The following is a 22,863-nucleotide window of genomic DNA, read 5'->3' as shown; positions in this document are numbered from 1 at the left end:
TCACTTCACAAGAGGGCAGCCGCCGTCCTTCAGGGGCCGGAAGGCCTGGTCGGCAGGGACTTCGGCGAGCAGCTTGTAATAGTCCCACGGGCCTTTGGACTCCTCGGGCTTCTTCACCTGGAACAGATACATGCTGTGCACCATGCGGCCGTCTTCGCGTAAGCTGCCGTTGTCGGTGAAGGCATCCTTCACCGGCAGCTCGCGCATCTTGGCCATCACGGTCTTGGTGTCCTTTGTGCCAGCGGCCTGCACCGCCTTCAGGTAGTGCAGCGTCGCGCTGTAGGTCGCCGCCTGGTTCATCGTCGGCATGCGCTTGACGCGCTCCATGAAACGCTTGCCGAAAGCGCGGGTCTTCTCGTTGAGGTCCCAGTAATAGGCCTCGGTGATGATCAGTCCCTGCGCGAGCTTCAGCCCTAAGCTGTGCACGTCGGAGATGAACATCACGATCGCAGCCAGGTTCTGGCCGCCGGCGACGATGCCGAACTCACCGGCCTGCTTGATCGCATTGATGGTGTCGCCACCGCCGTTCGCCAGCCCGATGATCTTGGACTTCGAGGCCTGGGCCTGCAGCAGGAATGAGGAGAAGTCCGCGGTGTTGAGCGGATGCTTGACGCTGCCGAGCACCTTTCCGCCGGCCGCCTTCACCACGTCGGAGGTGTCGCGCTCGACTGAATGACCGAACACGTAGTCCGCCGTGAGGAAGAACCAGCTATCGCCGCCGTTCTTGACGATGGCGCTGCCGACCGTGTGCGCGTTGGCGTAGGTGTCGTAGGTCCAGTGCGCGGTGTAGGGCGAGCAGGACTTTCCGGTAATGTCGGAGCTTGCCGCATCCGTCACGATCATGATCTTCTCATACTGCTTCGACAGCTCCATCACTGCAAGCGCAGTGGCCGAGGTCGGCAGGTCGATGATCATGTCGACGCCCTCGGTCTCCCACCACTTTCGCGCGATGGTGGAGGCGACATCGGGCTTGTTCAGCACGTCGGCGCTGACCATGTCGATCGGCTTGCCGAACATCTGCCCGCCGAAATCTTCGATCGCCATTTTGGTGGCCTCGACATTCCCCTGGCCTCCGATGTCGGAATAGACTGAGGAGAAGTCGGAGAGCACGCCGATCTTGAGCGGTGCCTGCTGGGCGAGAGACGGGCTGATTAGAAACGCAGTCAATCCGGCCGCTAGGGTAGCACAAATAATCCGGCACATGGCATTTCCCCCTAAGTTTTATCGTTGATGCACGAGGCTAGATTTGCCTCCCTGAAGCGTCAACTCTTGCGTAACGGCGCCGCGCTCGCTGGGTGATTTGACGCGGCCGGTCCCGCCGACTACGCTTTTGCAAAGACGAGAACCGTGTGATGCCATGGCCTGACCTGTGCTGGGCGGCCCTCACGCAAAGAGAAAATTCAGGGGAATGGAAATGACCGGCGATATCGCAGCCACCATCTCGAAGGCCCGCGAGCATTCCATCGGCGACCTCCTGCGCCGTGCGGCGGGCCGCGATCCGGGCAAGCTCGCGGTGAGCTGCGGCAATGTGAGCTGGACCTTTGCCGAGATGGACGCGATCTGCAATCGGCTCGGCCGTGGCCTGCTTGGCCTCGGCGTGAAAAAGGGTGACCGCCTCGCCGTGCTCTCGCGCAATTCGCATGCCTTTGCGGCGCTCCGGTTCGCAGTGGCCCGGATCGGCGCGGTGCTGGTGCCGATCAACTTCATGCTCAATCCGGACGAGATCAATTTCATCCTGAAGAGCTCCGGCGCAAAGCTGCTCGCGGCCGGCCCTGATTTCGTCGAGTCCGCGCGCGCGGCCAGCGCCCGGGATTGCGCGGTCGAGAAGATGATCTGGCTGCCGGGTGAGGATCCCGCCACGGCGCCAGCGGGCCTCACCACCTTCGCCGATCTGCTCGATGCCAACGGCTCGTACCTTGGGGCCTTCGTCGACAGCCGCGATCTCGCGCAGATCGTCTACACCAGCGGCACGGAGTCGCTGCCCAAGGGCGCGATGCTGACCCATGAAGCCGTGATGTGGCAGTATGTCAGCTGCATCATCGACGGCGGCATGAGCGTGGACGACAAATTCCTGCACGCCCTTCCGCTCTATCATTGCGCGCAGCTCGACGTGTTCCTGGGGCCGCAAATCTATCTCGGCGCCTCCGGCGTGATCACGGGCAAGCCTGCGGCCGACAACATTCTCTCATTGATCCAGACGCACAAGATCACGTCGTTCTTCGCGCCGCCGACGATCTGGATCGCGATGCTGCGCTCGCCCAATTTCGACAAGACGGATTTGTCCACCTTGCAGAAAGGCTATTACGGCGCCTCGATCATGCCGGTGGAGGTGCTGCTCGAGCTCCAGCGCCGCCTGCCCAGCGTGAAGTTCTGGAATTTCTACGGCCAGACCGAGATCGCGCCGCTCGCGACCGTGCTGGGTCCTGCGGACCAGCTGCGCAAGGCCGGCTCGGCCGGCAAGCCCGTGCTCAATGTCGAGACCCGCGTGGTCAATACGTCAATGGAGGATGTGAAGGTCGGCGAAGTCGGCGAGATCGTGCACCGCTCACCGCATCTGCTCTCCGGCTATTACAACGATCCGGTCAAGACGGCGGCGGCGTTCTCCGGCGGCTGGTTTCACTCCGGCGATCTCGCCACTGTCGATGAAGAGGGCCACATCACCGTGGTCGATCGCGTCAAGGACATGATCAAGACCGGCGGCGAGAACGTCGCGAGCCGCGAGGTCGAGGAGATGGTCTACCGCATCCCCGCCGTGTCCGAGGTGGCGGTGGTAGGCCTGCCCGATCCGCGCTGGATCGAGGCGGTGACTGCGATCGTCGTGGTCAAGAGCGGGGAGAAGCTCGACGAGGAGTCCGTCATCAAGCATTGCGCCGGCCAGATGGCGCATTTCAAGGTGCCCAAGCGCGTCATCTTCGTCGATGCCCTGCCCAAGAACCCGAGCGGCAAGCTGCTCAAGCGCGAGCTACGCCAGCGCTTCGTCGGCGGCGAGACGCTCGACAAGGCGATCCAGAAGAATTTTGGCACGTGAAGCTCGCGCCTCAATACTTCTTCACGTGGGCGCCGAACGCGAACCACAGCGCCATGGACGCGAGGCCGAAACCGCCGAGCAGCAGGAATGTCGGGCCGTAGCCGATCCATTGCGCGATCCAGCCGCCAAGCGCGGGGCTGAGGCTCGCGCCGACACCCTGCACGGTGATCACGGCACCCTGGCCGAGATTGATGCGGCCGGTGCCGTTGAGCGAGCGCGCGACCATGCCGGGGACGGCAACCGTCTGGAGTCCGGTGCCCAGGCCGTCGAGCACCTGCATCGGTACGACGCCCCACCATCCCGTGACGAAGAAGGCGAGCACGCCGCGGATGGGCAGGAACATGAAGGAGACAAGAATGATGGGCCAGTAGTTGCGCTTGCTCGCCGCCTTCATTGCGATCAGCGACGTGATGACCATGATGCCTTGTGCGATCACCACGATGGTCGCGACGAAGCTCGGGCCGTTGGCCTGGCCCTCGGCGACCGCCGCCAGGCCATAGAGCGGAACGATGGCGGCATTGCCGAGATGGAACAGCGCGAGCGCCAGTGCCAGCACCAGCAGTGCACGATGCTTGAGCAGCATCGTGAGCGCGTCCGGCGCGCTGTCGGGATCGTCCTCCTTGCTGCCGCGCGCCGCGCGATCGTCGATCGCCTTGGCCGGGATCATCATCACACAGGCGATCGCGATGGCGCCGAACACCGCCGCCAGCACGAACACCGAGACATAGCCGAACTTGTAACCGAGATAGCCCGACAGCGCGGCGCCGACCATGTTGCCGGCGTGGTTGAAGGCCTGGTTGCGGCCGTTGAGCGCGTTGAAGCCCTTCTGCTTGGCGATGCCGAGCGTGATGCCGGTGACCGCCGGCACGATCGCGGCGCTCGCCAGCGATTGTGCGATCTGCGAGAACGTCACCGCCCAGAAATTTTGCGAGATCAGGATGATCGCGGAGGCGAGCACCACGCAGATGCCGGGAATCACGACCCACATGCGCTTGTTGCGGCTGGCGTCGATGAAGCCGCCGATCGGCGTGGTGATCAGCATGCCCGCGACATTGCCGATCGTCATCGCGGTACCGATCAACCCGCTCGCCCAGCCGCGCTCCTGGAGGAAGACGCCGACGAAAGGGCCGATGCCCGACTGCATGTCGGCCATGAAGAAGTTGAGAGCGAACAGGGGCCAGATACGAGACGAGGAGGGGGACCGCGATGTCATCGATGCCAAAACGTGGTCTCAGCCGGGATACGGCGGGTGGGACATGATCCTTTCAGCCAATCGTTCTGGCGCGGACGAGGCATTAACGAGTGCTGATCGGGTTGGTTCCAGGCGTGCGCAGGGGCGGGCCTTGCAGTCACGGCCAGCAATTCCTTATTGACGTTGGATTGTCTCTGTTGGGAGTACGGCATGCCTCTCTGGACCTGCGAAACCTGCGGCGCGCAATTCCCGGATGGCGAAAATCCGCCCGCGGCCTGTCAGATTTGCGAGGACGAGCGGCAATACGTCGGTTGGAAGGGCCAGACTTTCCTCACGCGCGAGGCGCTCTCGGAACGTCACTGCCTGGCCTGGCGCGACGATCTCGGCTTGACCGGCATCGCGCTCGAGCCAAGTTTTGCGATCGGCCAGCGGGCGCTGCTGGTGCCGCTCGCGGACGGCTGGCTGATGTGGGACTGCGTACCGCTGGCGACGCCGGAGGCGATCGCGCATATGCGGTCGCTCGGCGGGTTGAAGGCGATCGCGATCTCGCATCCGCATTACTATGGCGCGCTCGCCGACTGGAGCGAGGCGTTCGGCGGGGTGCCGGTCTATTTGCACGCCGATGATCGCCAATGGGTGACGCGTCCGCATGCGTCGATCGTGCACTGGACCGGCGAAAACCATCGCATCTCCGACGATGTGCTGCTCCTGCGCACCGGTGGTCACTTCGCCGGCGCCACCATGCTGCACCATGCGAGGGGTGCGGACGGCAGGGGCGCGCTGCTCACCGGCGATATCGCGCAGGTCACGATGGATCGCCGCTTCGTCAGCTTCATGTACTCATATCCGAACTACATGCCACTCAATGCCGCCGCAGTGCGACGGATTGCGGCTGCCGTCGAGCCGCTGGCCTTCGATCGCATCTACGGCGCCTGGTGGGACCGCAACATCGCCGCAGGCGCCAAGGCCGCCTTCGCGGCCTCTGTCGCGCGCTATCTGGCCGCCATCGCCTGAGCCGGCTCGCGACCGGATTTATCTTGCTGATTCACAATAAATGGACTATAAGTACAGTATTAAGCGTGACGCGCCGATGCGTCTGCGGGACCGGCATGATCGATGCATCGCTGTGTCCGCGGCGCGCTTGCCGCGTGAGCGGGAGTTCGGTCCATGACGGCAGGGCGCGACTACGAGATCTTCGAGGCCGGCGACGTCAGGCTCCAGTCCGGGGACGTCGTCCCTTCGCTCAAGCTCGCCTACAAGACCTACGGCACGCTCGGTCCGGACAAGGACAATGTCATTCTCTATCCGACCTCGTTCAGCGCGCAGCACACCGACACCGAGTGGCTGATCGGCCCCGACGGCGTGCTCGACCCCACGCGCTACTTCATCGTGATTCCGAACCTGTTCGGCAACGGCCTGTCGTCCTCGCCGTCGAATACCGCCGCGCCGTTCCCGATCGTGAGCTATCACGATGCCATCGCTGTCCAGCATCGGCTGCTCACCGAGCGGTTCGGCATCTCGAAGCTAGCCTTGGTCTATGGCTGGTCGATGGGCGGCATGCAGGCCTATCACTGGGCGGCGCTGCATCCCGATATGGTCGAACGGGCGGCCGTCGTCTGCGGCAGTGCCCGTTGCGCGCCCTATAATTACGTCTTCCTGGAAAGTGTGAAGGCCGCGCTGACCGCCGATCCCGCCTTCCGTGACGGCCGCTTCGCCGAGAAGCCCGTCGCAGGCTATCGCGCCATGGGGCGAGTCTACGCGGGTTGGGCGATGTCGCACGGTTTCTATCGCGACGAGATCTGGCGCGAAGCAGGCTTCACCTCGTTGGACGACTATCTCGTCCGTGCATGGGACGCGGCGTTTGCCCGGCGCGATGCCAACGATCTCCTGGCGCAGATCGAGATCTGGCAGAACGGCGATATCAGTCGCTGCGCCACATTCAACGGCGATTTCGATCGCGCGCTCGGTGCGATCACGGCCCACATGCTGCTGATGCCCGGTGCGACCGACCGCTATTTCGACGTCCTCGACAACGAGGACGAACTCGGCCGGCTGGTCAATGCGCGCTCTGCGGTGCTGCATCCGATCCCGTCGCTGCACGGCCATCGCGCCGGCAACCCGATCAACAATCCGCGCGATCGGGCCTTTATCAAGGCCGAGATCGCGGAGCTTCTCGGCAAGTAGGGCAGGCATCCGATCATGAGCGACGCAACCGTTTCAGACTCCGGCCATCGGCTGAAGCCGTTGGCGCCGGCGATGCTGCGTGAACTGTCGGTGCGGTCCAACCTCAGGGGCGCCGTGCAGAGCCTCGGCCATTACGGCATGGTCGTACTGGTCGGCGCGCTGATCTGGCGGGTCTCGACGACCTGGGGTATCCTTTGGGCGTTGCCGCTGATGGCGGTGCAGGGCTATCTCGTCGCCTTCCTGTTCATGGCCGTGCACGAGACCGCGCACAAGACCGCGTTCAAAAGTCGCGGTCTCAACCTCGTGGTCGGCTATCTCTCGGGCTTCATCATCGGCTTGCCCTACGAATATTATTGCCTGTTTCACTGGGACCATCACCGCTACACCCAAGACCCCGAGAGGGACCCGGAGCTCGTCGTCGGCGTGAAGCCGAAATCCGACACGCAGCTCGCGCTCGCCTATAGCGGCGTGCTTCAGGTCGCCGGCCGCCTGTGGCTGATGCTCGGCCATGCCGTCACCGGCAAGGTCGTCGTGCCATGGATCCCCGAGAACAGGCGCGCCATCATCGTCACCGAGGCGCGCGCCTATGTCGCGCTCTATGCGCTGCTGCTCGTGCTGTCGTTGTGGTTCTCGTCGGCGCTGCTGCTCTGGGTTTGGATCGTGCCGTTGATCATTGGGCAGTTCTTCCTGCGTCCCTATCTCTACGCCGAGCACACCGGCTGCGAGCGTACCCGCAGCGCATTCCAGAACACCCGCACCACCTACACCGGCGCGATCGTCAAATGGATCGCGTGGAACATGCCCTACCATGTCGAGCATCACGCCTATCCCTCGATCCCGTTCCACGCACTGCCGAAGCTGAACGGGATCGTCGACGGCGAAATCGTCCATCGTGGCCGCGGCTACATCCGGACGACGCGCGAGACCTGGGCCTGGTTTCGGCGACATAGACAGGCCGGCTAGCGGAAGAAAGATCGACGCGCAAAGCCCCGATCGCGGTGCGATCGGGGCTTTGTCGTGAATGCGGGATATCAGTAGATCCCGTACGCGCAGACGTTCACGACGCGGACGCGCAGGCCGTGGCGGGTCTGGACGACGCGCTCCTGATAGCAATTGTTGACGCCGCTGTTGACGTAGACCCCGCCAAAGCCCCAGCCGTGACCCCAGTGATGGTGGAAGCCGTGGGCCGACGCGGCGGTGGGGGCGAGAGCGGCAACGCCGAGCGAGCCGGCGGCGATCAGACCAAGTGCAAGCTTACGAAACATTTTCATTCTCCAGTTTGGCGTAAGGGCCGTTGTTGTGTCCCTGCATCTCGGTCGAGCCGAAACGCGAATGCGTTCATGCGGCGCGGGGAGAATCGTGTTTCAGGAGTGTTTCGTCGGTCGCGGCGCGTCGCGCCGCCGTCCTGTTTTCCGCGCCGCGCGATAGCGCACAGCCATCGCCTCTGTCAGCTCGGCCATCTTCTCGCGCAGGTCGGCCGGCTCCAGCACTTCGGCCTCGGGCCCGAGCCGCAACAATTCGGCGGCGGCATGCCATGACGTCTTTCCGGTCGGCACTCTGGCAATGCGCCAGCCGTCCGCATCCGCGGTCTCTTCGAGCTGCGTACGCGCCCTGACGTAAGGCTGGCTCAGTGCATCGAGCAGTTTCACGCCGAAGGGCGACAGCCGAACGATCGCGACATTGGGATGCATCTCGGCCTCAAGACGCAGCGTTGCATCCCGCCAATAGCCGGCGAGATCGAAACCGGCGGGCCGCTCACACCGATCGTCGAGCGCGGTGCAGTCGAGCACGCGCGCGACGCGATAGGTCCGCACGCTGCCGTCGACCAGACCTGCGAGATACCAGCTGCCCCCTTTCAGCACGAGACCGAGCGGCGCGACGCGACGCTGCTTCTCGGCGCGCCAGCTCTGGTAGCGGATCTTGATCAGTGTCCCGCGCAGGGTCGCGGCGGCGATCGTGCGCAGATGCTTCGGTTCTTCCGCCTCGCCGAACCAGCCCGGCGCGTCGAGGTGAAAGCGCTCCTGCATCCGTCCGGCGTCTTCGCGCAAATTGGCGGGCAGCGCGGCCATCAGCTTGTTCTGTGCGGCGATCATCGCCGCATCCAGCCCGAACGCCGCCGCTGGGCCCGGCAATCCCCCCAGAAACAGCGCTTCCGCCTCGCTCTGCGACAGACCGTTCAGCCGCACGCGATAGCCGTCGAGCAGGCGATAGCCGCCCTCCGCCCCGCGGTCGGCATAGACGGGGACGCCGGACGCCGCGAGCGCGTCGATGTCGCGGTAGATCGTGCGCACCGAGACTTCGCAGGCCTGCGCGAGCTCGGGCGCGGTGACCTGCCCCTTGGCCTGGAGGGTGGTGAGGATCGACAGCATCCGGCTCGCGCGCATGATTCCTTAAACCATACCTGACACAGGATGTCAGGTATGGTCCGCTACAACGCCATCGCCAGCCGGCAGATGGAGACCGCCATGACTGATCCGAACCGCATCACGCTGTATTATTCGCCGCAAACCCGGGCCACCGGCACGCGGGTGCTGCTGGAGGAGCTGGGGGCGCCCTATGATCTTCATGTCCTCAACATGAAGGCCGGCGAGCAGCGCCAGCCGGCCTATCTCGTCGTCAACCCGCTCGGCAAGGTGCCGGCGATCCATCACCGCAACGCGCTGGTGACCGAGCAGGTCGCGATAACCATATATCTCGCCGATTTGTTTCCGCAGGCGGGGCTGACACCCGCGCTGAACGATCCGCTGCGCGGCCCGTATCTGCGCTGGATCGCCTATTACGGCGCCTCGTTCGAGCCGGCCCTAATCGACAAGTTCATGCAGCGCGAGCCGGCACCGATCACGCAATCGCCGTATGCCGACTATGACATCATGCTCGGCGCGCTCGAGGCGCAGCTGTCGAAGGGACCGTATCTGCTCGGCGAGCGCATGACGGCCGCCGACGTGCTGTGGGGCGTCGCGTTCAGCTGGACCATGATGTTCGGCATTGTGCCGAAAAAGGACGTGTTCGTCCGCTATGCCGAACGCATGACCTTGCGGCCCGCGTTCCAGCGCATCAACGCGGCGGACGCTGAGATGGCGGCGCAGCATGCTGCGGCGGCTGGCGGTTGAATGAACCGGGGTTGCAGATGACGAAGCCGGTGCACACGACCAACTGCTTCAACACCTTCATCCAGGTTGCTGAAGATTGTCCTGCGCGTACCGGCGAAGAGCCGCCGCTGCGCGCGGGAAAGCCGACGGTGGCGTGTCTGCAATACGGGATGATCGCCAAGGCGCCTTACAAATACACGTCCGACGACGTGATCTTCGCGACGTCTGCGCCGGGACGCGAACTCGCCGTGAAGGCGACGAAAACGGAGAAGCAGGCGGCCCGCGAAGCGTTCTTCTCCCGAGGGCAGGCGTGCATGAGGGCGTCGAGCCTGGGTAAGCGCTTCGGCTGGGGCGTTCATGCCGATAGCAAGGGCCGGATCGCGATCTATCCCATCGAGAGCAAACGCTACAAGGCGCTTGCCCGCGATCCCAGGCTCACGCAGGTGCGCGCGATGCGGTCGAAGCGGGCCTGATCAGAATTTCGGCGGTCGCTTCTCCGCGAACGCCTTGATGCCTTCCTTGATCTCGTCGCCGCGCATGCTGTCGCGGTGACGCTGGTCGGCGGCCTGCTGATCGAGTTCGCCGCGGGCGAATTCGTTGATCGCGCGCTTCATGCCGCGCATCGCTTGCGGCGCGTTGCCGGCGAGGACCGCAGCGAGCCTGTCGACCTCTTCGTCCAGAAACTCCAACGCCACCATGTCGGTGAGATAGCCTATCCGCAGCATCTCCGGCGCGCTGATCTTTTGCGCGGTCAGGAACAGTTTTTTTGCATTGTCGACGCCGAGCCGCGTCACGTAACGCTTGATGCCGCTGCTGTAGTAATGCAGCCCGAGCCGTGCCGCGGGCATGAACATCTCGGCGGTATCGACGCCGATGCGGAAGTCGCAGGCAAGCGCGAGGTCGGTCGCGCCGCCATAGACGCCGCCGTTGAGCCGGCAGATCGTGGGGACGCCGAGATCCTCCAGCCGGTTGACGACCACCTCGAACGCCGATCCCGCGCTCTGCTGCTCGTTCGCACTGACCGCGCGCTCGGCAACGGAATTGAGGTCATAGCCCGCGGAGAAGGCGCGCCCCGTGCCGGTCAGCACCAGCACGCGGATAGCAGGATCGGCCTCGACCCGGTCGAACAGTTTGACCAGTTCGCCGAGATCCTCGGCCTGGAGCCGGTTGAGATGTTTGGGCCGGTTCAGGCGGATGGTGGCGCGTGCGCCAACGAGTTCGAGCACCGGGCCAGTGGCTGCGTCGGCTGTGTCCGACATTCTTGTCTCCATTTATTTGCTTGTCGCCATTTATTTGTTTTCGAGCGCGCGCCGCTTCGCCTCGGCATCGATGGTCTCGGCGAGATCGGGATGCCGCGCCATCAGCACGCGGAAGTCGACGAGGTCGAGCACAAGAAGCCGCGACACCTTGGTGGTCGAGACGTTGGCGCCGCGCAAATTGTTGCCGAGCAAGGCCATCTCGCCGAAGAAGGCGCCATCGCCGAGCCGCACCTTCTTGCCGGGCAGGTCGACCTCGACCTCGCCGGCGGCGATGAAATACATGCAGTCGCCCTGCGCACCCTTGCGGATGATCATGGTGCGCGCCGGCAGCTCCATGGTGCGCAGCATGTGGGTGACGTCGGCGATGGCGGCCGGTCCAAGCGCTGCAAAGAACGGCACCTTCCTGACGGATTCCCAAGTCTTGAGGAAATTGTCGCGCCGGGTCTCCGCGGCAAAGCCGGTCGCCAAAATACCGGTCCAGAGGCCGAACACACCGAGGCCGGAGATCATCACCAGCGCCGCCACCATGCGGCCCAGCGGCGTCACCGGCACCACGTCGCCATAGCCCGTCGTCGTCAGGGTTGCGACGGCCCACCACAGCGCGGCCGGCACGCTGCCGAACGTCTGCGGCTGCACGTCCCGTTCCAGGAAATATTCGGCAACCGAGGCCAGGAAGACCACCATCAGGAAGATCACGAGCACGCTGACCAGCGGCCCCGATTCCAGCACCAGCACGCGGCGGAGCTGCCGCAGGCCGGGAATGCCCGGCACCACCTTCAGCACCCAGAGCACGCTGAGCAGCCACGCCGTCCTGGGCTCGATCCCGAGAATCAGCGCGGCCGGCACGGCCAACGCACCGACCGCGTCGACCAGCCCGGCGGAGGAGGACATGTAGAGTGCAAGGCGCCCCTGTCGCGTCATATGGCGCAGCCGGACCACCCATTCGTATACGAAGTACACGAGACAGGTCCAAAGCAGGGCGTCGACCCAGCGATGTGCCGTCTCATAGGCCGGGTTGACCGTCAGGAGCACCATGGCAAGCACGCCGACGGCGACGGCCACATAGGCCGCCCTGGTCATGTTGCGGCCGGCCGTGGCGGCCGCGAACTGGGCCAGAGCGGAGATCAGCGGCTTGGACATGCGGGCAGGCGGCTCAGTTTCGTCTTTGCGGTCCCCGGCTGGAACCTCGCTGCCAAAGTGCCTGCCCGGCTCGAGGCCGTCAACGACGGTCCGCCGGACCACGCGCCGCTACTTGAAATGCGGCGGTTCGTCGTAGCCGCGACGGCTGCTGAAGAACAGCAGCACCATCAAGCCGATGCCGACAAGAATGGAAAAACCGGCCCCCAACGCCAGCGCCACGTAGCCTTCCGTCGGGATCGGCTCGCCCTCGACCGCCATCGCGGAATAAACGAAATAGCCAACCGCGGCCAACATTCCCAGCAGGAAGATGATGAGGAGTGCACGCATGGCGCGGTCTCCGGTTGATCCGAGAACAAACGGTTGTGGACAGGGACGGTTCCCGGCCTAGGGCCCCCGGTCGCTCGAAGACGTGCCGGCAAGGCGTCGCCGGGTCAGGCACTCTGAGCTGTCTTCACCACCACGACATTGCTCTCGTCGTGCTGGGAAGGGGCCACATCCTGAGCGGCCTTCTCGCCCGCGCCCGCATGGCGCTTGAGATAGTCGCGGCGCATGCCGATCTCGTCGCGGACGAATTCGTAGCCGAGCTTGAAGGTGTCGAGCCCGTCGGTACTGATCGTGCCGTCTCTGAGGCCGATGACGGCGCCGCGTAAAATGCCTTCCAGCTCGTCCTGGAGACATTCGAGCTGGTCGAGCGAATGCGCATGTTCGATCCGCTCGCCGATGTCGAGGATGGCGGTGGCCAGCTCGCTGGCCTTCTCCGGCGCGATCCGGGTGATCTTGGCGTAGATCGCGGCGAAGATCGAGCCGATGACGCTGAGCGCGGCAGCGCCGAGATACATCAGGTCGCTGTACTTATCCATGAACGACTTGGTGTCGTCGTTGATGTAGTCGGCCGCCCCTTGATGCGCCATCACGAAGGCGTCCTTCTCGACGGAGGCGGGCTCGATCCTAGTGGCAAAGCCGCTGTCGAGCCCGAGCGCGGACTTGTTCTCGTAGACGGTGCGCGCGAGCTCCCCGGCCGCCGTCGGCGACATCCTGGATTGGGCGACCAGCAACCATTCGAGCCCGATCGTGTCGAGATCGTCGCCGGGAATTTCCGGCGATGCAGACAGCGTGCCCGCCGTCAGCGTCTCGCTGGAAATGCCGGGGATCTTGCGCGCCAGCGCTTTCGCCTCGTCGATCGCGTTCAGCGTGAAGCCGCCGCGCCTGGCGACCTGCTCATACGCCTTGTCCCGCACCGCCCGCGAGGCGTGGACGATGGCGACGACTGCGCCAAAGCCGCTCGCCGGCGCGAGCAGCTTGTCGAGCGTAGCGCCCTGTGGCGCCATCTGGATCCTCCCCGCGTCCGCACCCTCCGGAACGTCGAGGATACCGCGGACGAAGACGAGCGCGGAGTCGTTGTCGGCGACGACGGCGACCTTCTTCTTCTTCAGCTTGGCGAGCGACTTGATCTTCTTGTTTCCGGGCCCGAGCAGCAGCACGATATCGTGCTCGAGGATCGCGAGCGTGCGTGCCCGCAGCGGCACCTTGGCGTCGGTGCGCAGCACCGCGAGGTCGGCCTGCTTGTGGTCGAACCGGGCGATCGCCTTGGCGTTGTCGGCGTTGTTGACGATCTTGATCCGGAAGCGCGAGGCGTTGTTCTTCAGGACGGCGGCGAGCTTGGCTGCGAACAGCGCCTCGTCGCTGTTGGCGGCGCCGACGGCAAAGGTCAGCGTCTCCGAATTGTGCACCAGCATGCGGCCGCCCCAGACGGTGGCAAGCGACAACAGCAGGGTCAGCACGACGTAGAGGAAGACCTGCTGCTGATTGGTCTTGATCACCTTGGGTCGCCGGGGCGGTGGCTCGATCGGCGATGACGTCGGGCCCTCAGTACTCATGGCAGCACTCTGGCCTTATGCTTCCGGTGGCGGGCGGCTTGCGGATGTGATCGCTGCGGTCGCCCTGTAATTCGTAAACGTCTGAAAAAAGAACGATATTCTCTACTGACGATGGTAGCGCGCAGGCCGCGGAATGCAAATTCCGAGCCGAAGGTAACCTTACTCAACTCGGCCCCGGCGATTGGTCATCCTATCACCAGTTAGCCACAGTTGGCGATTTTCCGGTTCCCCCCGGCTGCATTCCGCCGCGGGAGGTGTCATAAATCGCAAGTCCCGGCGATTTGACCGGTCCAGGAAGAGATTGCGCTGAACGCTCCAATTCTTCTTGTCACGTCAACGAGGGCGCCTTGTCGTTTCCACCCCTGTCATCGGCGGTTCCGGTCGAAGCCCTCATTGGTTGGATGTTGCTGCTGACGTTCAAGCACATCATCGCCGATTTCGTCCTCCAGACCGCCTGGATGGCGCACGGCAAGGACCAGAAGCACGGCTGGGCCCTGCCGCTCCTGGTGCACTGCCTGGTTCACCTTGCGGTTGCGCTGCCGCTGATCCTGATCGTGGCGCCGAAATTCTGGTTTGTGGCGCTGATCGACTTCGTCATCCACATCACGATCGACCGCGCCAAGGGCCTCGTCTCAGCCAATTTCGGTGTCGATCTTGCGCATCCCTGGTTCTGGACCCTGATCGGTGTCGACCAGGCCCTGCACCATCTGACTGGCTTCGGCCTCTCCATCTTCATGGCGGCGAACTGACCGCTGGCGGCCTCGGCGCGTAGGTGGTCGTCCATCGGCATCCACAAGAGGTCGTCATGCCCGGGCTTGTCCCGGGCATCCACGTTCTTCGCGCCTCTCGGCTTTCCGTGGATGGCCGGGACAAGCCCGGCCATGACGCGTGGAGGCGTTCGCGCCTGACTCATCGGCTCAGATAGCGCGGCTGGATCCCCGCCCAGCCCATTGATTCGCGGCCCACGCGCAAGGACCCCCGGGTGACTACCGGGCAGCGTGGTTAACCTTTCATTAGAGAATTGCACTGCATCTTCCCAGACGAGGGAGAACTGCAATGTTTTCAAGCCGCGATACCTTTGAAGGCGATTCCTGCCCGGTCCGCGACGAACTCCTTGGCGAGATGTACCGCGCCAGCGAGAGTGGCCTGCCGAGGCTGGTTGAAAGTGTTTCCCCTGACGCGCGCGCCAGGCTGGCGCTGTTCTGCTATCGGCGCAGCCATCTGCACTCGCTGGCGGTCGCGATCGCTGGCAGCTGTAACGAGCGCGACCTGATCGAGAACGGCGGCCGTGTCGGTTCGACGCTCTACGCGCTTGCGCGCGAAGGCGCGGCGAAATCCTCGCCGTCGCTGTCGGGTGGCCGCAAGCCGATCACGCTGTCGACCAAGCCGCTCTCGGTGCTCGCGCCGCTGGACGACGAGATCGACGACGAGATCGGCGAAGCCGTCCCGGCCTAAAGCACGATCGATCGCGCTCTAGCTCTCTATTGGCGTATGATCTCGGCGGAAAACCGCTGCACACTTTTCCGGATCATGCGCCGGCGGCCTCTATCACCGGCAGCCCGAATTTCCGTCGCGCCATCGCGCATTCGGCATCGCCCGGCATGCAGGTGCGGCACACGTCCGGCCGCACTGCATAGATGCCGCACGCGGTCGCTTTTCCAATGTTCCCCTGCAACGCCGAACAGCGATCGCCTTCGCAGCGCATGCCGGATTGACGGTCGTTGACGAGCGCTTCGGGAATCGCGGCAAGCTCCTCGTCGCTCTCGATCGAGAAGCGCGGCCAGTTCGCCGAATAGCCGCAGCAGGCGCCGCAACTCTGGCAACAGCTCGACAGGTCGATCGGGGCGTTCTCATCCATCGTCACGTGTCCTTTGGCGGGCCCCAGACCAGGCTCTGGCGCCATTTCGCGCGCAGCACGTCGCGCCTTTCAGGATATCTCTCGTCGGGATAGCTCGCGTCGACCACGCGGTCGGTGCGGAAGCTGCGGAAGTCGCCGCGCAGCTCGCACCAGGCCGCGAGCAGGCGCACGGCTTCGAGATAGCCGATCGAAATCGGCCAGATCATGCGCTCGCTGGCGCGGCCCTGCTCGTCGCGATAGCGCAGCATGATCTTCTTGCCTTCGTGGATCTGGGTGCGCGTGCGAGCCATGTCCAGGCGGTCCGGCTCCCTGTTCCAGCTCGGTCGGGCCCGGCTTGCCGGCTCCAGCACGAACGGACGCAGGCGCTCAGGGACAGTGTCGGCGATCTTGGCCATCAGATCTTCAGCCGCACGCGCCAGCGCGGGATCGGCATGGCCGGCGACCCATTGCGCGCCCAGCACCGCCGCCTCGATTTCGTCGGGTGTCAGCATCAAAGGCGGCAGGTCAAAACCCTTTTCCAGGATATAGCCCATGCCGGCTTCACCACGGATCGGCACGCGCTGGCCGATCAGCGTGGCGATGTCGCGATAGATCGTGCGCTTCGAGGTCTCGAGCTCGGCCGCGATGGCGTCCGCCGTCAGCGGCTTACGCGTGCGCCTCAGCACCTGGATGATTTGAAACAGCCGGTCGGCGCGTCTCATGACGGATCTCTTGTCAGTGGTTTTTCAGAAGGCGGCGCGCGGCTGCTGACAGGATGTTGGCAGCAGGGGAGTTCTATACCGGGACAACACGTCGACTGAAGAGGATTTGTCCATGATCATTCCAACTCATTTCGGCCCGGCCGCTGCGCTGTGGCGGACCCCGCCTTTACAGGTCCAGCCTTTGCGAGTCCCGACTTTGCAAGCCCGAGCTTGGTACGCATGGGCGTTCGGCCGCCTCGTATCCCTTGATCTCATGGTCCTCGACCTCCGCCTTGCGCTCGCGACCATGGTGGCTCGCTTCCTGGTCCAGGCCGCGGACGCGCTGGTCCGTCATGTCATGGCCCGCGCCTGGCGGGGGGCCCGTTTCGCAGAAGATATCACGGCTGCTGCCACCATGGTGGCAGCAGCCCGCGGTTAAGTTCCCTCAACTCTTTCGGTCGTTTCAGGAGAGCCTTCATGATCACGCTTTACGGCTTTGGCGCCGGCTTCGGCCTGCCGGAAATCAGCCCCTTCGTCACCAAGACGGAGGTGCAGCTTAAGATGGCGGGATTGCCCTACCGGAAGGAGCGGGCGATGCCACCCGCATCACCCAAGGGGCAGCTGCCCTTCATCGACGATAGCGGCGAGGCGGTCGCCGATTCCACTTTCATCCGCGCCCATATCGAGCGCCGCTACGGCTTCGATTTCGACGCCGGTCTGTCGCTCGTCGAGCGCGCGCAGGCCTGGGCATTCGAGCGCATGATCGAGCATCACGTTTATTTTGCGCTGGTCGGGGCGCGCTGGGTCGATCCGGTCAACTTCGCCAAGGGGCCTGCGCATTTCTTCGACGGCGCGCCGGAGCACAATCGCGAGAAGTTGCGCGAGGATGCGCAATTCCGTGTCGCCGAGAACTACCTGCTCTCCGGACTCGGCCGCCACGCGCCCGATGACGACGTCGATCTCGCCGTGCGCTCGCTGTTTGCGCTCTCGGTGCAACTCGGCGACAAGTCCTATCTGATGGGCAACAAGCCCTGCGGCGTCGATGCCACCGCCTTCGGTGCACTCGCCGGGATCCTGACGCCGTTCTTCGAATCCGCACTGCGCCGTCGCGCCGAAGGATTTCCGAACCTCACCGCTTATGTCGACCGGATGATGGACAGTTACTATCCGGAGTTCGCCTGGACCCCGCTGCGGCAGGCGGCTTGAGGCCTGGAATGAGACTCATCTAGCGCCCCGAGAAAGGTGTGTCCCCTCCCCCACAAGGGAGGAGGGAACTCAGAGAGCGGTGCTGTTGTTCAAACGCGATCCGGCATTACGCTCGCTGCAAACAAAAAGAGCCGGCCCATCGGGCCGGCTCTCGTCGTCTCAATCCTGCCGTTGCGTCTATTTCACCAGCGTGTACTTGCCGTTCTTCACCGTGAGCAGGATGCGCGAGCGCTCGTCGAGGCCGTAGCGATCCTTTTCGGTGAAATTGTAGACGCCTTGGCTCGCCGCAAGCTCCTTCTCCGACAGCAGCGCCTGGCGAATCGCCTCGCGGAATTCCGGCGTGCCTGGCTTCGCCGTCTTGAGTGCCGCCGGGATGATGCGCTTGAGAATCTCGAAGGCGTCGTAAGAGTGACCGGCGAACTGGCTGCGGCTGTTCGGGCCGTACTTGGCTTCATAGGCCGAGTTGAGCGCGAGGCCCGGCTTCTTGGTGGCGGCTTCGTCCGGCTGGTCCTCGGGATCCATGACGGGACCAGAGGCCATCAGCACGCCTTCCGCAGCTTTGCCGGCGATGCGGATGAAGTCCATACTGGCGGCACCATGGGTCTGGTAGATCAGGCCCTGATAGCCACGCTCGCGCAGCTCGGTCTGCGGCAGCGCGGCCGCGGTCCCGGAAGCGCCGACCAGAATGGCATCGGGATTCGCCGCCACGAGCTTCAGCACCTGTCCGGTCACCGACGTGTCGGGGCGAGCGAAGCGCTCCTCGTCGGCGATGGTTATGCCCATCGGCACGGCCTGCGCCTTCAAATCGTTGAACCAGAGGTCGCCATAGGAGTCGGAATAGCCGATATAACCGACGGTCTTCACGCCCTTGGACTTCATGTGGTCGTACAGCACCTTGCCCACGATCGGGATCGGCTGCGGCATCGCCACCGACCACTTCATGCGCTCCGGCGTAATCGGGAACGGCGCCAGGCCGAAATGCGGAATGCCGGCTTCGTTGGCGACGTTGGACACCGCGATGGTCGGCGGCGTCAGCGCCGAGCCCATGATGATGTCGGCCTTGGATTCGGTCACGAAGCGGCGGGCGTTGGTGGTCGCGGTGGTCGGATCGCCGCCGTCGTCGAGCACGATCACCTTCAGCGGCATGCCGCCGATCTCCTTCGGCACGAACTCCAGCGCATTGCGCTCGGGAATGCCCAGCGCTGCGCCCGGGCCGGTGGTGGTGGTGGTGATGCCGATGGTGACCTCGGCGGTCTGGGCCAGCGCGGGCGCGGCTGGCAGCGCAAGCGCGGCCGCGGTGACGGCGGCGGTCAGGTAAAAGCGTTTCATCTATTCCTCCCTTTATGTGTTTCTTTGAAAGCAGAAATCGGGGGGTAATTCAGCCCCCTCTTTTGGTGATGTGGCGATTTAGCTCCGGGCCTCGCTCCCGGTGAATTTGGCTACCATTTCCGCAGGAAACGGTGCCGATTTCAGTTTGTCGGGGTTAACGGGGTCGCGGCCGACCAGGACACGGGTCTCAAAACCCTCGATCGCCAGCGCCTCGCCCTTGTAGACGCTGTGCTTCACCTCGAAGCTCGAGCGCTTGATGCTCTCGACCTTCGTTTCGATGGTGATCCAGTCGCCGTAAGTCGAGGGGATGTAGAACTTGGCGCGCGTGTCGACCATGGGAATGCCGACCAAGCCGTATTTGCGGACCAGGTCCTGCTTGGAGAAGCCGGCGACTTCGAACAGGGTCGACGTCGAATCGTCGAACATCGCGAAATAGCGCGGGTAATAGACGATGTTGGCGGGGTCGCAGTCACCCCACTGGATCTGGACGTCGCGCCGGTTCACGAACATATGCTGCGCCCTATTTCGGCGCCATGCGTAGCGAGCCGTCGAGGCGCACCACTTCGCCGTTCAGGTACGAATTCTCGACCATGTGCAGCGCCAGTGCCGCGAACTCCTCGGCGTGGCCGAGCCGGCGCGGGAACGGGATTGCGGCGGCGAGTGAGTCCTGGGCTTCCTGCGGCAGGTTGGCGAGCAGCGGTGTGAGGAACAGGCCGGGCGCGATCGTCAGCACGCGGACGCCGAACTGCGCCAGCTCGCGCGCGATCGGCAGCGTCATGCCGACGATGCCGCCTTTTGAGGCCGAATAGGCCGATTGCCCGATCTGGCCGTCATAAGCGGCAACGGACGCCGTGTTGATGATGACGCCGCGCTCGCCGGTTGCCTGCGGCTCGAGCTTGGACATCTCGTTCGCGGCAAGGCGAAGCATGTTGAAGGTGCCGATCAGGTTGACCTTGATCACCTTGTCGAAATCCGCGAGCGCCATCGGGCCGTCACGGCCGACGACGCGCTTGGCAACGCCGATGCCGGCGCAATTGACCAGCACGCGCGCGGGTCCATGGGCCTTGGTTGCCTGAGCGATCGCAGCCTCAGCGGAAGCCGCATCGGAAACATCGCAGGTCACCGCGACGCCCTTGATCTCCGCGGCCACGGTTTCCGCGAGCTTGGCATTGAGGTCGCACACCGCGACCCTGGCGCCCTGCGCCGCCAGCTTACGCGCGGTCGCCGCGCCCAGTCCCGATGCGCCGCCGGTGACGATGACTGCCTGATCCTTCAACAACATGGCGTTCTCCTGGTGCGATGTTTTCTTAGCCGACCGATATCACACGGTCCGATGGATTGGCAGCGTAGAGCTCCTCGATCAGCAGGCTGCGATGCTCGAGCACCGCGCGCTGGTTGATCGAGCCCTTGTCGGTGACTTCGCCCTTGTCGATCGAGAGCGGCGTGTCCATGAGGATCGCGCGCGTGATCCGCGTCGAAGATCCCGTGGCCGCGCTGAGAAAGCGGGTCAGCCGTTCGCGAAATGCCTCGCGCACCAGCCGGTCGCGGGTCGCGACGACGAGATCGTCGGTCGGCAGCGTCGGGTTGATCAGCCGGCAGCCGTCGAGATCGAGCACGACGAGCGCGGAGATCTCGTCTCGGTTGATGCCGGCGATGACGACGTCGCGCACCAGCGGCGCGCAGGCCGCGACGAAGCGCGCGCGCAATGGGCCGACGCTGACCCAAGTGCCGCTGCCGAGCTTGAAATCCTCACCGATGCGGCCGTCGAAATCGAAGCCAGCATTGAGATCATCGGGATCGACGGGCTTAAGGGCATCGCCGAGCTTGTAGAAGCCTTCTTCGTCGAACGAATTTGCGGTGATGTCGGGCTGGCGCCAGTAGCCGGGCATCACGTTCGGCCCCTTGCAACGAACTTCCATCTTGCCGTTGTTCGGCACCAGCTTGGCGTCATTGCCGGATACGGGAAGCCCGACATGGCCGGAGCGGCTGGTGCGCGGGTTGACCGACATGAAGAACGGCGCGGTCTCGGTTGCACCGAGGCCGGTCAGCATCGGTACGCGGTAGCCTTTTTCCTTCACCGCCAGCTCGTCGAGGCTGTTCCAGACGAACGGCGACAGCGCCGCGCCCGAGAAGAACATCGCGTGCAGCCGGTCGAAGAATTTTGCGCGGAGGCCCTGGTCGTCGCGCAGATAAGGCAGCAGCGACTCGTAGCCCTTGGGGACGTTGAAATAGACCGTCGGCGAAATCTCCTGGAGATTGCGCACGGTTTCCTCGATGCCTCCAGGCACCGGCTTGCCGGCATCGAGATACATCGAGCCGCCATTGTAGAGCGTCAGCCCGATATTGTGGTTGCCGCCAAAAGTGTGATTCCAGGGCAGCCAGTCGATGATGACGGGCGGCTCGTCCCTGAGGAAGGCGAGTGTCTCGCGCAGCATCACCTGGTTGGCGCAGATCATGCGCTGGGTGTTGATGACCGCCTTGGGGTTGCCGGTCGAGCCCGAGGTCAGCAGGAATTTCGCGATGGTGTCGGGGCCGATCTTGCCGTGGACCTCGTCCAGATCGCCGCGGATCGGGGTTGCAATGAGGTCGGCGAGCAAGGTGACGTCGCGGCCCGGCACGTGGCCGTAGGACGCGGCGATCTCGGTGCCGAGCGAGACGTTGGCCGCGAGCGCGTCGGCGAACTTGTCGGCGTCCTCGGCGAAGACAAGGCCGGGCGTCAGCAGCTTCATCAGGTAGGAGAGCTTGCCGTAATCCTTCGATACCAGCGAATAGGCCGGCGACACCGGGCAGAACGGAATGCCGGCATAGAACGCGCCGAACGCGAGCAATGCGTGGTCGATCGAATTGCCGGAGAGGATGACGAGCGGCCGCTCCGCCGACAGCCCGCGCGCAATGAGCCCTGAGGCGATGTGCCGGCTCGCGGCGAGCAGCTCGGCGTAGCTGATCTTGCGCCAGCCGCGGCCACCTTCGCGCTCGGCCATGAAGACGCGATCGGGCGTCGCGCTCGCCCAGTGATGCAGGCGGTCGGTGATGCGGGCCGGATAATCGCCGAGCGGCTGTTTGGGCCGCAGATAAATCGTGCCGTCGTCGCGCCGCTCGATATTGACGACGGGATCGCCGAACGAAATGGGCCGCAGCGGGGAAGTGCTCGCGCCGCGCTCCATGCTGGAAGAGGACGGCTGCGCGCTCATGATTTCGGCTTCACCTTTGCGGTCTTGTGTTCGAGGAACTCGCGGATCCTGCGTTTTGCCTCTTTGTCGCTCTGCGCCACCGTCGCCATCAGCGATTCCATCAACAGGCCGGTCTGCGGATTGGCCTCCGCGATCATCGGCAGCGCCTGGAGCACGGCGAAGTTGGTCAGCGGCGCGTTGGAGGCGACCTTGGTCGCAAGCTCCATCGCCTTGCCGAGCCCGTTGCCGGCTTCCGTGACATATTGCGCAAAGCCGTAGGAGGTGCCTTCGGTCGCGGAATAGACGCGGCCGGTCAGCATCATGTCCATCATCCTGGCGACGCCGATCAGGCGCGGCAGGCGCACCGAACCGCCGCCACCGACGAAGATGCCGCGCTGCCCCTCCGGCAGCGCGAAATAGGTCGAGGGTTCGGCGACACGGATATGCGCCGCGCAGGCGAGCTCCAGCCCGCCTCCGATCACGGCGCCCCTGAGCGCGGCGATCACAGGCACGCGGCTGTACTGGATGCGGTCGAACACCCGGTGCCACATCTGGGAATGGAGAAGGCCGCCACTGGCATCATGGTCGGTCAGTTCGGAGAGGTCGAGACCGCTGGAAAAATGGTCGCCGATGCCGTGGATGACGACGGCGCCGATATCCTCGGGCAGGGCCGCAAAACACTCGCCGATCTCCAGGATGATGCCGTCGTTGAGCGCATTGCGCTTGGCCGGCCGATTGAGGCCGACGGTCAAAACCCGGTCCGCCCGCTCGATCTTCAAAAGCCCGGAGGCGCCCGCGTCAGCGGTCTCGGCGTTTCCCTGTGTCATTTGCGTCCTTGTCAGAATAGTTAT

25 protein-coding genes are annotated in these 22,863 nt (G+C 64.3%); 10 read left to right on the top strand and 15 right to left on the bottom strand.

The annotated features are described in order from the left end of the window. The gene (locus tag RX329_RS39285; RefSeq protein WP_085361651.1) at positions 1–1,203 is read right to left on the bottom strand and encodes an ABC transporter substrate-binding protein; all 1,203 of its coding nucleotides are present in this window, start codon (positions 1,201–1,203) and stop codon (positions 1–3) included. A 211-nt stretch (positions 1,204–1,414) separates the two neighbouring features. Here RX329_RS39285 and RX329_RS39280 point away from each other — a divergent pair, with 211 nt between their 5' ends. After that, entirely contained in the window at positions 1,415–3,028 is a 1,614-nt protein-coding gene (locus tag RX329_RS39280) for an acyl-CoA synthetase (RefSeq protein ID WP_085361678.1), read from the top strand. 10 nt (positions 3,029–3,038) lie between these two features. Here RX329_RS39280 and RX329_RS39275 read toward each other — a convergent pair whose 3' ends face one another. Continuing rightward, positions 3,039–4,241: an MFS transporter gene (locus RX329_RS39275; protein WP_085361650.1), complete on the bottom strand. Its 1,203-nt coding sequence runs from the start codon at positions 4,239–4,241 to the stop codon at positions 3,039–3,041. 189 nt (positions 4,242–4,430) lie between these two features. Between RX329_RS39275 and RX329_RS39270 the strand changes: the two genes are divergently transcribed. The 3 genes from RX329_RS39270 (at position 4,431) to RX329_RS39260 (ending at position 7,367) form a co-directional block, all read left to right on the top strand. Beyond that, entirely contained in the window at positions 4,431–5,234 is an 804-nt protein-coding gene (locus tag RX329_RS39270) for a hypothetical protein (protein ID WP_018459445.1), read from the top strand. Between the two features lie 153 nt (positions 5,235–5,387). After that, the gene (locus RX329_RS39265) at positions 5,388–6,404 is read left to right on the top strand and encodes an alpha/beta fold hydrolase (protein WP_085385073.1); all 1,017 of its coding nucleotides are present in this window, start codon (positions 5,388–5,390) and stop codon (positions 6,402–6,404) included. 15 nt (positions 6,405–6,419) lie between these two features. Then, positions 6,420–7,367 carry a fatty acid desaturase gene (locus RX329_RS39260; protein WP_018459447.1) on the top strand — a complete coding sequence of 316 codons (948 nt, stop codon included), beginning with the start codon at positions 6,420–6,422 and terminating at the stop codon, positions 7,365–7,367. Between the two features lie 68 nt (positions 7,368–7,435). Here the strand turns inward: RX329_RS39260 and RX329_RS39255 are convergent, their stop codons facing one another. Further along, a complete protein-coding gene (locus tag RX329_RS39255; RefSeq protein WP_018459448.1) occupies positions 7,436–7,669 on the bottom strand; it encodes a hypothetical protein in 234 nt (77 codons plus the stop codon). Positions 7,670–7,768: 99 nt separating this feature from the next. Further along, on the bottom strand, positions 7,769–8,788 hold the full coding sequence (locus tag RX329_RS39250; protein ID WP_085361649.1) for a helix-turn-helix transcriptional regulator: 1,020 nt from the start codon (positions 8,786–8,788) through the stop codon (positions 7,769–7,771). 81 nt (positions 8,789–8,869) lie between these two features. Here RX329_RS39250 and RX329_RS39245 point away from each other — a divergent pair, with 81 nt between their 5' ends. Both RX329_RS39245 and RX329_RS39240 read left to right on the top strand, forming a co-directional pair. Next, entirely contained in the window at positions 8,870–9,514 is a 645-nt protein-coding gene (locus RX329_RS39245; protein WP_085351830.1) for a glutathione S-transferase family protein, read from the top strand. 17 nt (positions 9,515–9,531) lie between these two features. Then, positions 9,532–9,966 carry a DUF6157 family protein gene (locus tag RX329_RS39240; protein ID WP_085351688.1) on the top strand — a complete coding sequence of 145 codons (435 nt, stop codon included), beginning with the start codon at positions 9,532–9,534 and terminating at the stop codon, positions 9,964–9,966. On the opposite strand, the gene RX329_RS39235 is transcribed toward RX329_RS39240, so the two are convergent. The 4 genes from RX329_RS39235 to RX329_RS39220 all read right to left on the bottom strand — a co-directional run bounded on the left by RX329_RS39235 (position 9,967) and on the right by RX329_RS39220 (position 13,769). Further along, entirely contained in the window at positions 9,967–10,752 is a 786-nt protein-coding gene (locus RX329_RS39235; RefSeq protein ID WP_085351689.1) for an enoyl-CoA hydratase/isomerase family protein, read from the bottom strand. Between the two features lie 30 nt (positions 10,753–10,782). Continuing rightward, positions 10,783–11,892 carry a cyclic nucleotide-gated ion channel gene (locus RX329_RS39230; RefSeq protein ID WP_317245420.1) on the bottom strand — a complete coding sequence of 370 codons (1,110 nt, stop codon included), beginning with the start codon at positions 11,890–11,892 and terminating at the stop codon, positions 10,783–10,785. A 108-nt stretch (positions 11,893–12,000) separates the two neighbouring features. Beyond that, a complete protein-coding gene (locus RX329_RS39225) occupies positions 12,001–12,219 on the bottom strand; it encodes a hypothetical protein (RefSeq protein WP_085351690.1) in 219 nt (72 codons plus the stop codon). 104 nt (positions 12,220–12,323) lie between these two features. Next, entirely contained in the window at positions 12,324–13,769 is a 1,446-nt protein-coding gene (locus RX329_RS39220) for a TAXI family TRAP transporter solute-binding subunit (RefSeq protein ID WP_085361647.1), read from the bottom strand. Positions 13,770–14,170: 401 nt separating this feature from the next. Here RX329_RS39220 and RX329_RS39215 point away from each other — a divergent pair, with 401 nt between their 5' ends. Both RX329_RS39215 and RX329_RS39210 read left to right on the top strand, forming a co-directional pair. Continuing rightward, positions 14,171–14,518: a DUF3307 domain-containing protein gene (locus RX329_RS39215; RefSeq protein WP_018458457.1), complete on the top strand. Its 348-nt coding sequence runs from the start codon at positions 14,171–14,173 to the stop codon at positions 14,516–14,518. A gap of 307 nt (positions 14,519–14,825) precedes the next feature. Then, positions 14,826–15,224: a hypothetical protein gene (locus RX329_RS39210; protein ID WP_018458458.1), complete on the top strand. Its 399-nt coding sequence runs from the start codon at positions 14,826–14,828 to the stop codon at positions 15,222–15,224. 73 nt (positions 15,225–15,297) lie between these two features. On the opposite strand, the gene RX329_RS39205 is transcribed toward RX329_RS39210, so the two are convergent. Together RX329_RS39205 and RX329_RS39200 are read right to left on the bottom strand one after the other, a co-directional pair. Further along, complete coding sequence (locus RX329_RS39205; RefSeq protein WP_018458459.1) at positions 15,298–15,627, bottom strand: YkgJ family cysteine cluster protein; 330 nt, start codon at positions 15,625–15,627, stop codon at positions 15,298–15,300. 2 nt (positions 15,628–15,629) lie between these two features. After that, on the bottom strand, positions 15,630–16,328 hold the full coding sequence (locus RX329_RS39200) for a helix-turn-helix transcriptional regulator (RefSeq protein WP_007599649.1): 699 nt from the start codon (positions 16,326–16,328) through the stop codon (positions 15,630–15,632). A gap of 112 nt (positions 16,329–16,440) precedes the next feature. On the opposite strand from RX329_RS39200, the gene RX329_RS39195 reads away from it, so the two are divergent. Together RX329_RS39195 and RX329_RS39190 are read left to right on the top strand one after the other, a co-directional pair. Further along, positions 16,441–16,746: a hypothetical protein gene (locus tag RX329_RS39195; RefSeq protein ID WP_085351693.1), complete on the top strand. Its 306-nt coding sequence runs from the start codon at positions 16,441–16,443 to the stop codon at positions 16,744–16,746. A gap of 38 nt (positions 16,747–16,784) precedes the next feature. Beyond that, the gene (locus RX329_RS39190) at positions 16,785–17,513 is read left to right on the top strand and encodes a glutathione S-transferase family protein (protein WP_085351694.1); all 729 of its coding nucleotides are present in this window, start codon (positions 16,785–16,787) and stop codon (positions 17,511–17,513) included. Between the two features lie 177 nt (positions 17,514–17,690). On the opposite strand, the gene RX329_RS39185 is transcribed toward RX329_RS39190, so the two are convergent. From RX329_RS39185 to RX329_RS39165, 5 genes are all read right to left on the bottom strand, one after another. After that, on the bottom strand, positions 17,691–18,842 hold the full coding sequence (locus tag RX329_RS39185; RefSeq protein WP_085361646.1) for an ABC transporter substrate-binding protein: 1,152 nt from the start codon (positions 18,840–18,842) through the stop codon (positions 17,691–17,693). A gap of 78 nt (positions 18,843–18,920) precedes the next feature. Then, on the bottom strand, positions 18,921–19,352 hold the full coding sequence (locus RX329_RS39180; protein WP_085351696.1) for an acyl-CoA thioesterase: 432 nt from the start codon (positions 19,350–19,352) through the stop codon (positions 18,921–18,923). A 10-nt stretch (positions 19,353–19,362) separates the two neighbouring features. Continuing rightward, positions 19,363–20,124: an SDR family NAD(P)-dependent oxidoreductase gene (locus RX329_RS39175; protein ID WP_085351697.1), complete on the bottom strand. Its 762-nt coding sequence runs from the start codon at positions 20,122–20,124 to the stop codon at positions 19,363–19,365. Between the two features lie 25 nt (positions 20,125–20,149). Continuing rightward, on the bottom strand, positions 20,150–22,033 hold the full coding sequence (locus RX329_RS39170; RefSeq protein ID WP_085361645.1) for a feruloyl-CoA synthase: 1,884 nt from the start codon (positions 22,031–22,033) through the stop codon (positions 20,150–20,152). Next, positions 22,030–22,839 carry a crotonase/enoyl-CoA hydratase family protein gene (locus RX329_RS39165; RefSeq protein ID WP_085361644.1) on the bottom strand — a complete coding sequence of 270 codons (810 nt, stop codon included), beginning with the start codon at positions 22,837–22,839 and terminating at the stop codon, positions 22,030–22,032. Before RX329_RS39165 ends, RX329_RS39170 begins: the two co-directional genes overlap by 4 nt. Positions 22,840–22,863 lie beyond the last annotated feature (24 nt).

It is taken from the genome of Bradyrhizobium sp. BWC-3-1, assembly GCF_032917965.1.
Lineage (GTDB): Bacteria > Pseudomonadota > Alphaproteobacteria > Rhizobiales > Xanthobacteraceae > Bradyrhizobium > Bradyrhizobium canariense_D.
Note: the sequence above shows the minus strand (reverse complement) of the source record. Positions and strands in the feature narration are given on the sequence as shown.

What these genes read in the sequence shown, in the direction of transcription:
- RX329_RS39285 (WP_085361651.1), bottom strand. Translation starts at nt 1,203, where the DNA reads ATGTGCCGGATTATTTGTGCTACCCTAGCGGCCGGATTGACTGCGTTT.
- RX329_RS39280 (WP_085361678.1), top strand. Translation starts at nt 1,415, where the DNA reads ATGACCGGCGATATCGCAGCCACCATCTCGAAGGCCCGCGAGCATTCC.
- RX329_RS39275 (WP_085361650.1), bottom strand. Translation starts at nt 4,241, where the DNA reads ATGACATCGCGGTCCCCCTCCTCGTCTCGTATCTGGCCCCTGTTCGCT.
- RX329_RS39270 (WP_018459445.1), top strand. Translation starts at nt 4,431, where the DNA reads ATGCCTCTCTGGACCTGCGAAACCTGCGGCGCGCAATTCCCGGATGGC.
- RX329_RS39265 (WP_085385073.1), top strand. Translation starts at nt 5,388, where the DNA reads ATGACGGCAGGGCGCGACTACGAGATCTTCGAGGCCGGCGACGTCAGG.
- RX329_RS39260 (WP_018459447.1), top strand. Translation starts at nt 6,420, where the DNA reads ATGAGCGACGCAACCGTTTCAGACTCCGGCCATCGGCTGAAGCCGTTG.
- RX329_RS39255 (WP_018459448.1), bottom strand. Translation starts at nt 7,669, where the DNA reads ATGTTTCGTAAGCTTGCACTTGGTCTGATCGCCGCCGGCTCGCTCGGC.
- RX329_RS39250 (WP_085361649.1), bottom strand. Translation starts at nt 8,788, where the DNA reads ATGCGCGCGAGCCGGATGCTGTCGATCCTCACCACCCTCCAGGCCAAG.
- RX329_RS39245 (WP_085351830.1), top strand. Translation starts at nt 8,870, where the DNA reads ATGACTGATCCGAACCGCATCACGCTGTATTATTCGCCGCAAACCCGG.
- RX329_RS39240 (WP_085351688.1), top strand. Translation starts at nt 9,532, where the DNA reads ATGACGAAGCCGGTGCACACGACCAACTGCTTCAACACCTTCATCCAG.
- RX329_RS39235 (WP_085351689.1), bottom strand. Translation starts at nt 10,752, where the DNA reads ATGTCGGACACAGCCGACGCAGCCACTGGCCCGGTGCTCGAACTCGTT.
- RX329_RS39230 (WP_317245420.1), bottom strand. Translation starts at nt 11,892, where the DNA reads ATGTCCAAGCCGCTGATCTCCGCTCTGGCCCAGTTCGCGGCCGCCACG.
- RX329_RS39225 (WP_085351690.1), bottom strand. Translation starts at nt 12,219, where the DNA reads ATGCGTGCACTCCTCATCATCTTCCTGCTGGGAATGTTGGCCGCGGTT.
- RX329_RS39220 (WP_085361647.1), bottom strand. Translation starts at nt 13,769, where the DNA reads ATGAGTACTGAGGGCCCGACGTCATCGCCGATCGAGCCACCGCCCCGG.
- RX329_RS39215 (WP_018458457.1), top strand. Translation starts at nt 14,171, where the DNA reads ATGTTGCTGCTGACGTTCAAGCACATCATCGCCGATTTCGTCCTCCAG.
- RX329_RS39210 (WP_018458458.1), top strand. Translation starts at nt 14,826, where the DNA reads ATGTTTTCAAGCCGCGATACCTTTGAAGGCGATTCCTGCCCGGTCCGC.
- RX329_RS39205 (WP_018458459.1), bottom strand. Translation starts at nt 15,627, where the DNA reads ATGGATGAGAACGCCCCGATCGACCTGTCGAGCTGTTGCCAGAGTTGC.
- RX329_RS39200 (WP_007599649.1), bottom strand. Translation starts at nt 16,328, where the DNA reads ATGAGACGCGCCGACCGGCTGTTTCAAATCATCCAGGTGCTGAGGCGC.
- RX329_RS39195 (WP_085351693.1), top strand. Translation starts at nt 16,441, where the DNA reads ATGATCATTCCAACTCATTTCGGCCCGGCCGCTGCGCTGTGGCGGACC.
- RX329_RS39190 (WP_085351694.1), top strand. Translation starts at nt 16,785, where the DNA reads ATGATCACGCTTTACGGCTTTGGCGCCGGCTTCGGCCTGCCGGAAATC.
- RX329_RS39185 (WP_085361646.1), bottom strand. Translation starts at nt 18,842, where the DNA reads ATGAAACGCTTTTACCTGACCGCCGCCGTCACCGCGGCCGCGCTTGCG.
- RX329_RS39180 (WP_085351696.1), bottom strand. Translation starts at nt 19,352, where the DNA reads ATGTTCGTGAACCGGCGCGACGTCCAGATCCAGTGGGGTGACTGCGAC.
- RX329_RS39175 (WP_085351697.1), bottom strand. Translation starts at nt 20,124, where the DNA reads ATGTTGTTGAAGGATCAGGCAGTCATCGTCACCGGCGGCGCATCGGGA.
- RX329_RS39170 (WP_085361645.1), bottom strand. Translation starts at nt 22,033, where the DNA reads ATGAGCGCGCAGCCGTCCTCTTCCAGCATGGAGCGCGGCGCGAGCACT.
- RX329_RS39165 (WP_085361644.1), bottom strand. Translation starts at nt 22,839, where the DNA reads ATGACACAGGGAAACGCCGAGACCGCTGACGCGGGCGCCTCCGGGCTT.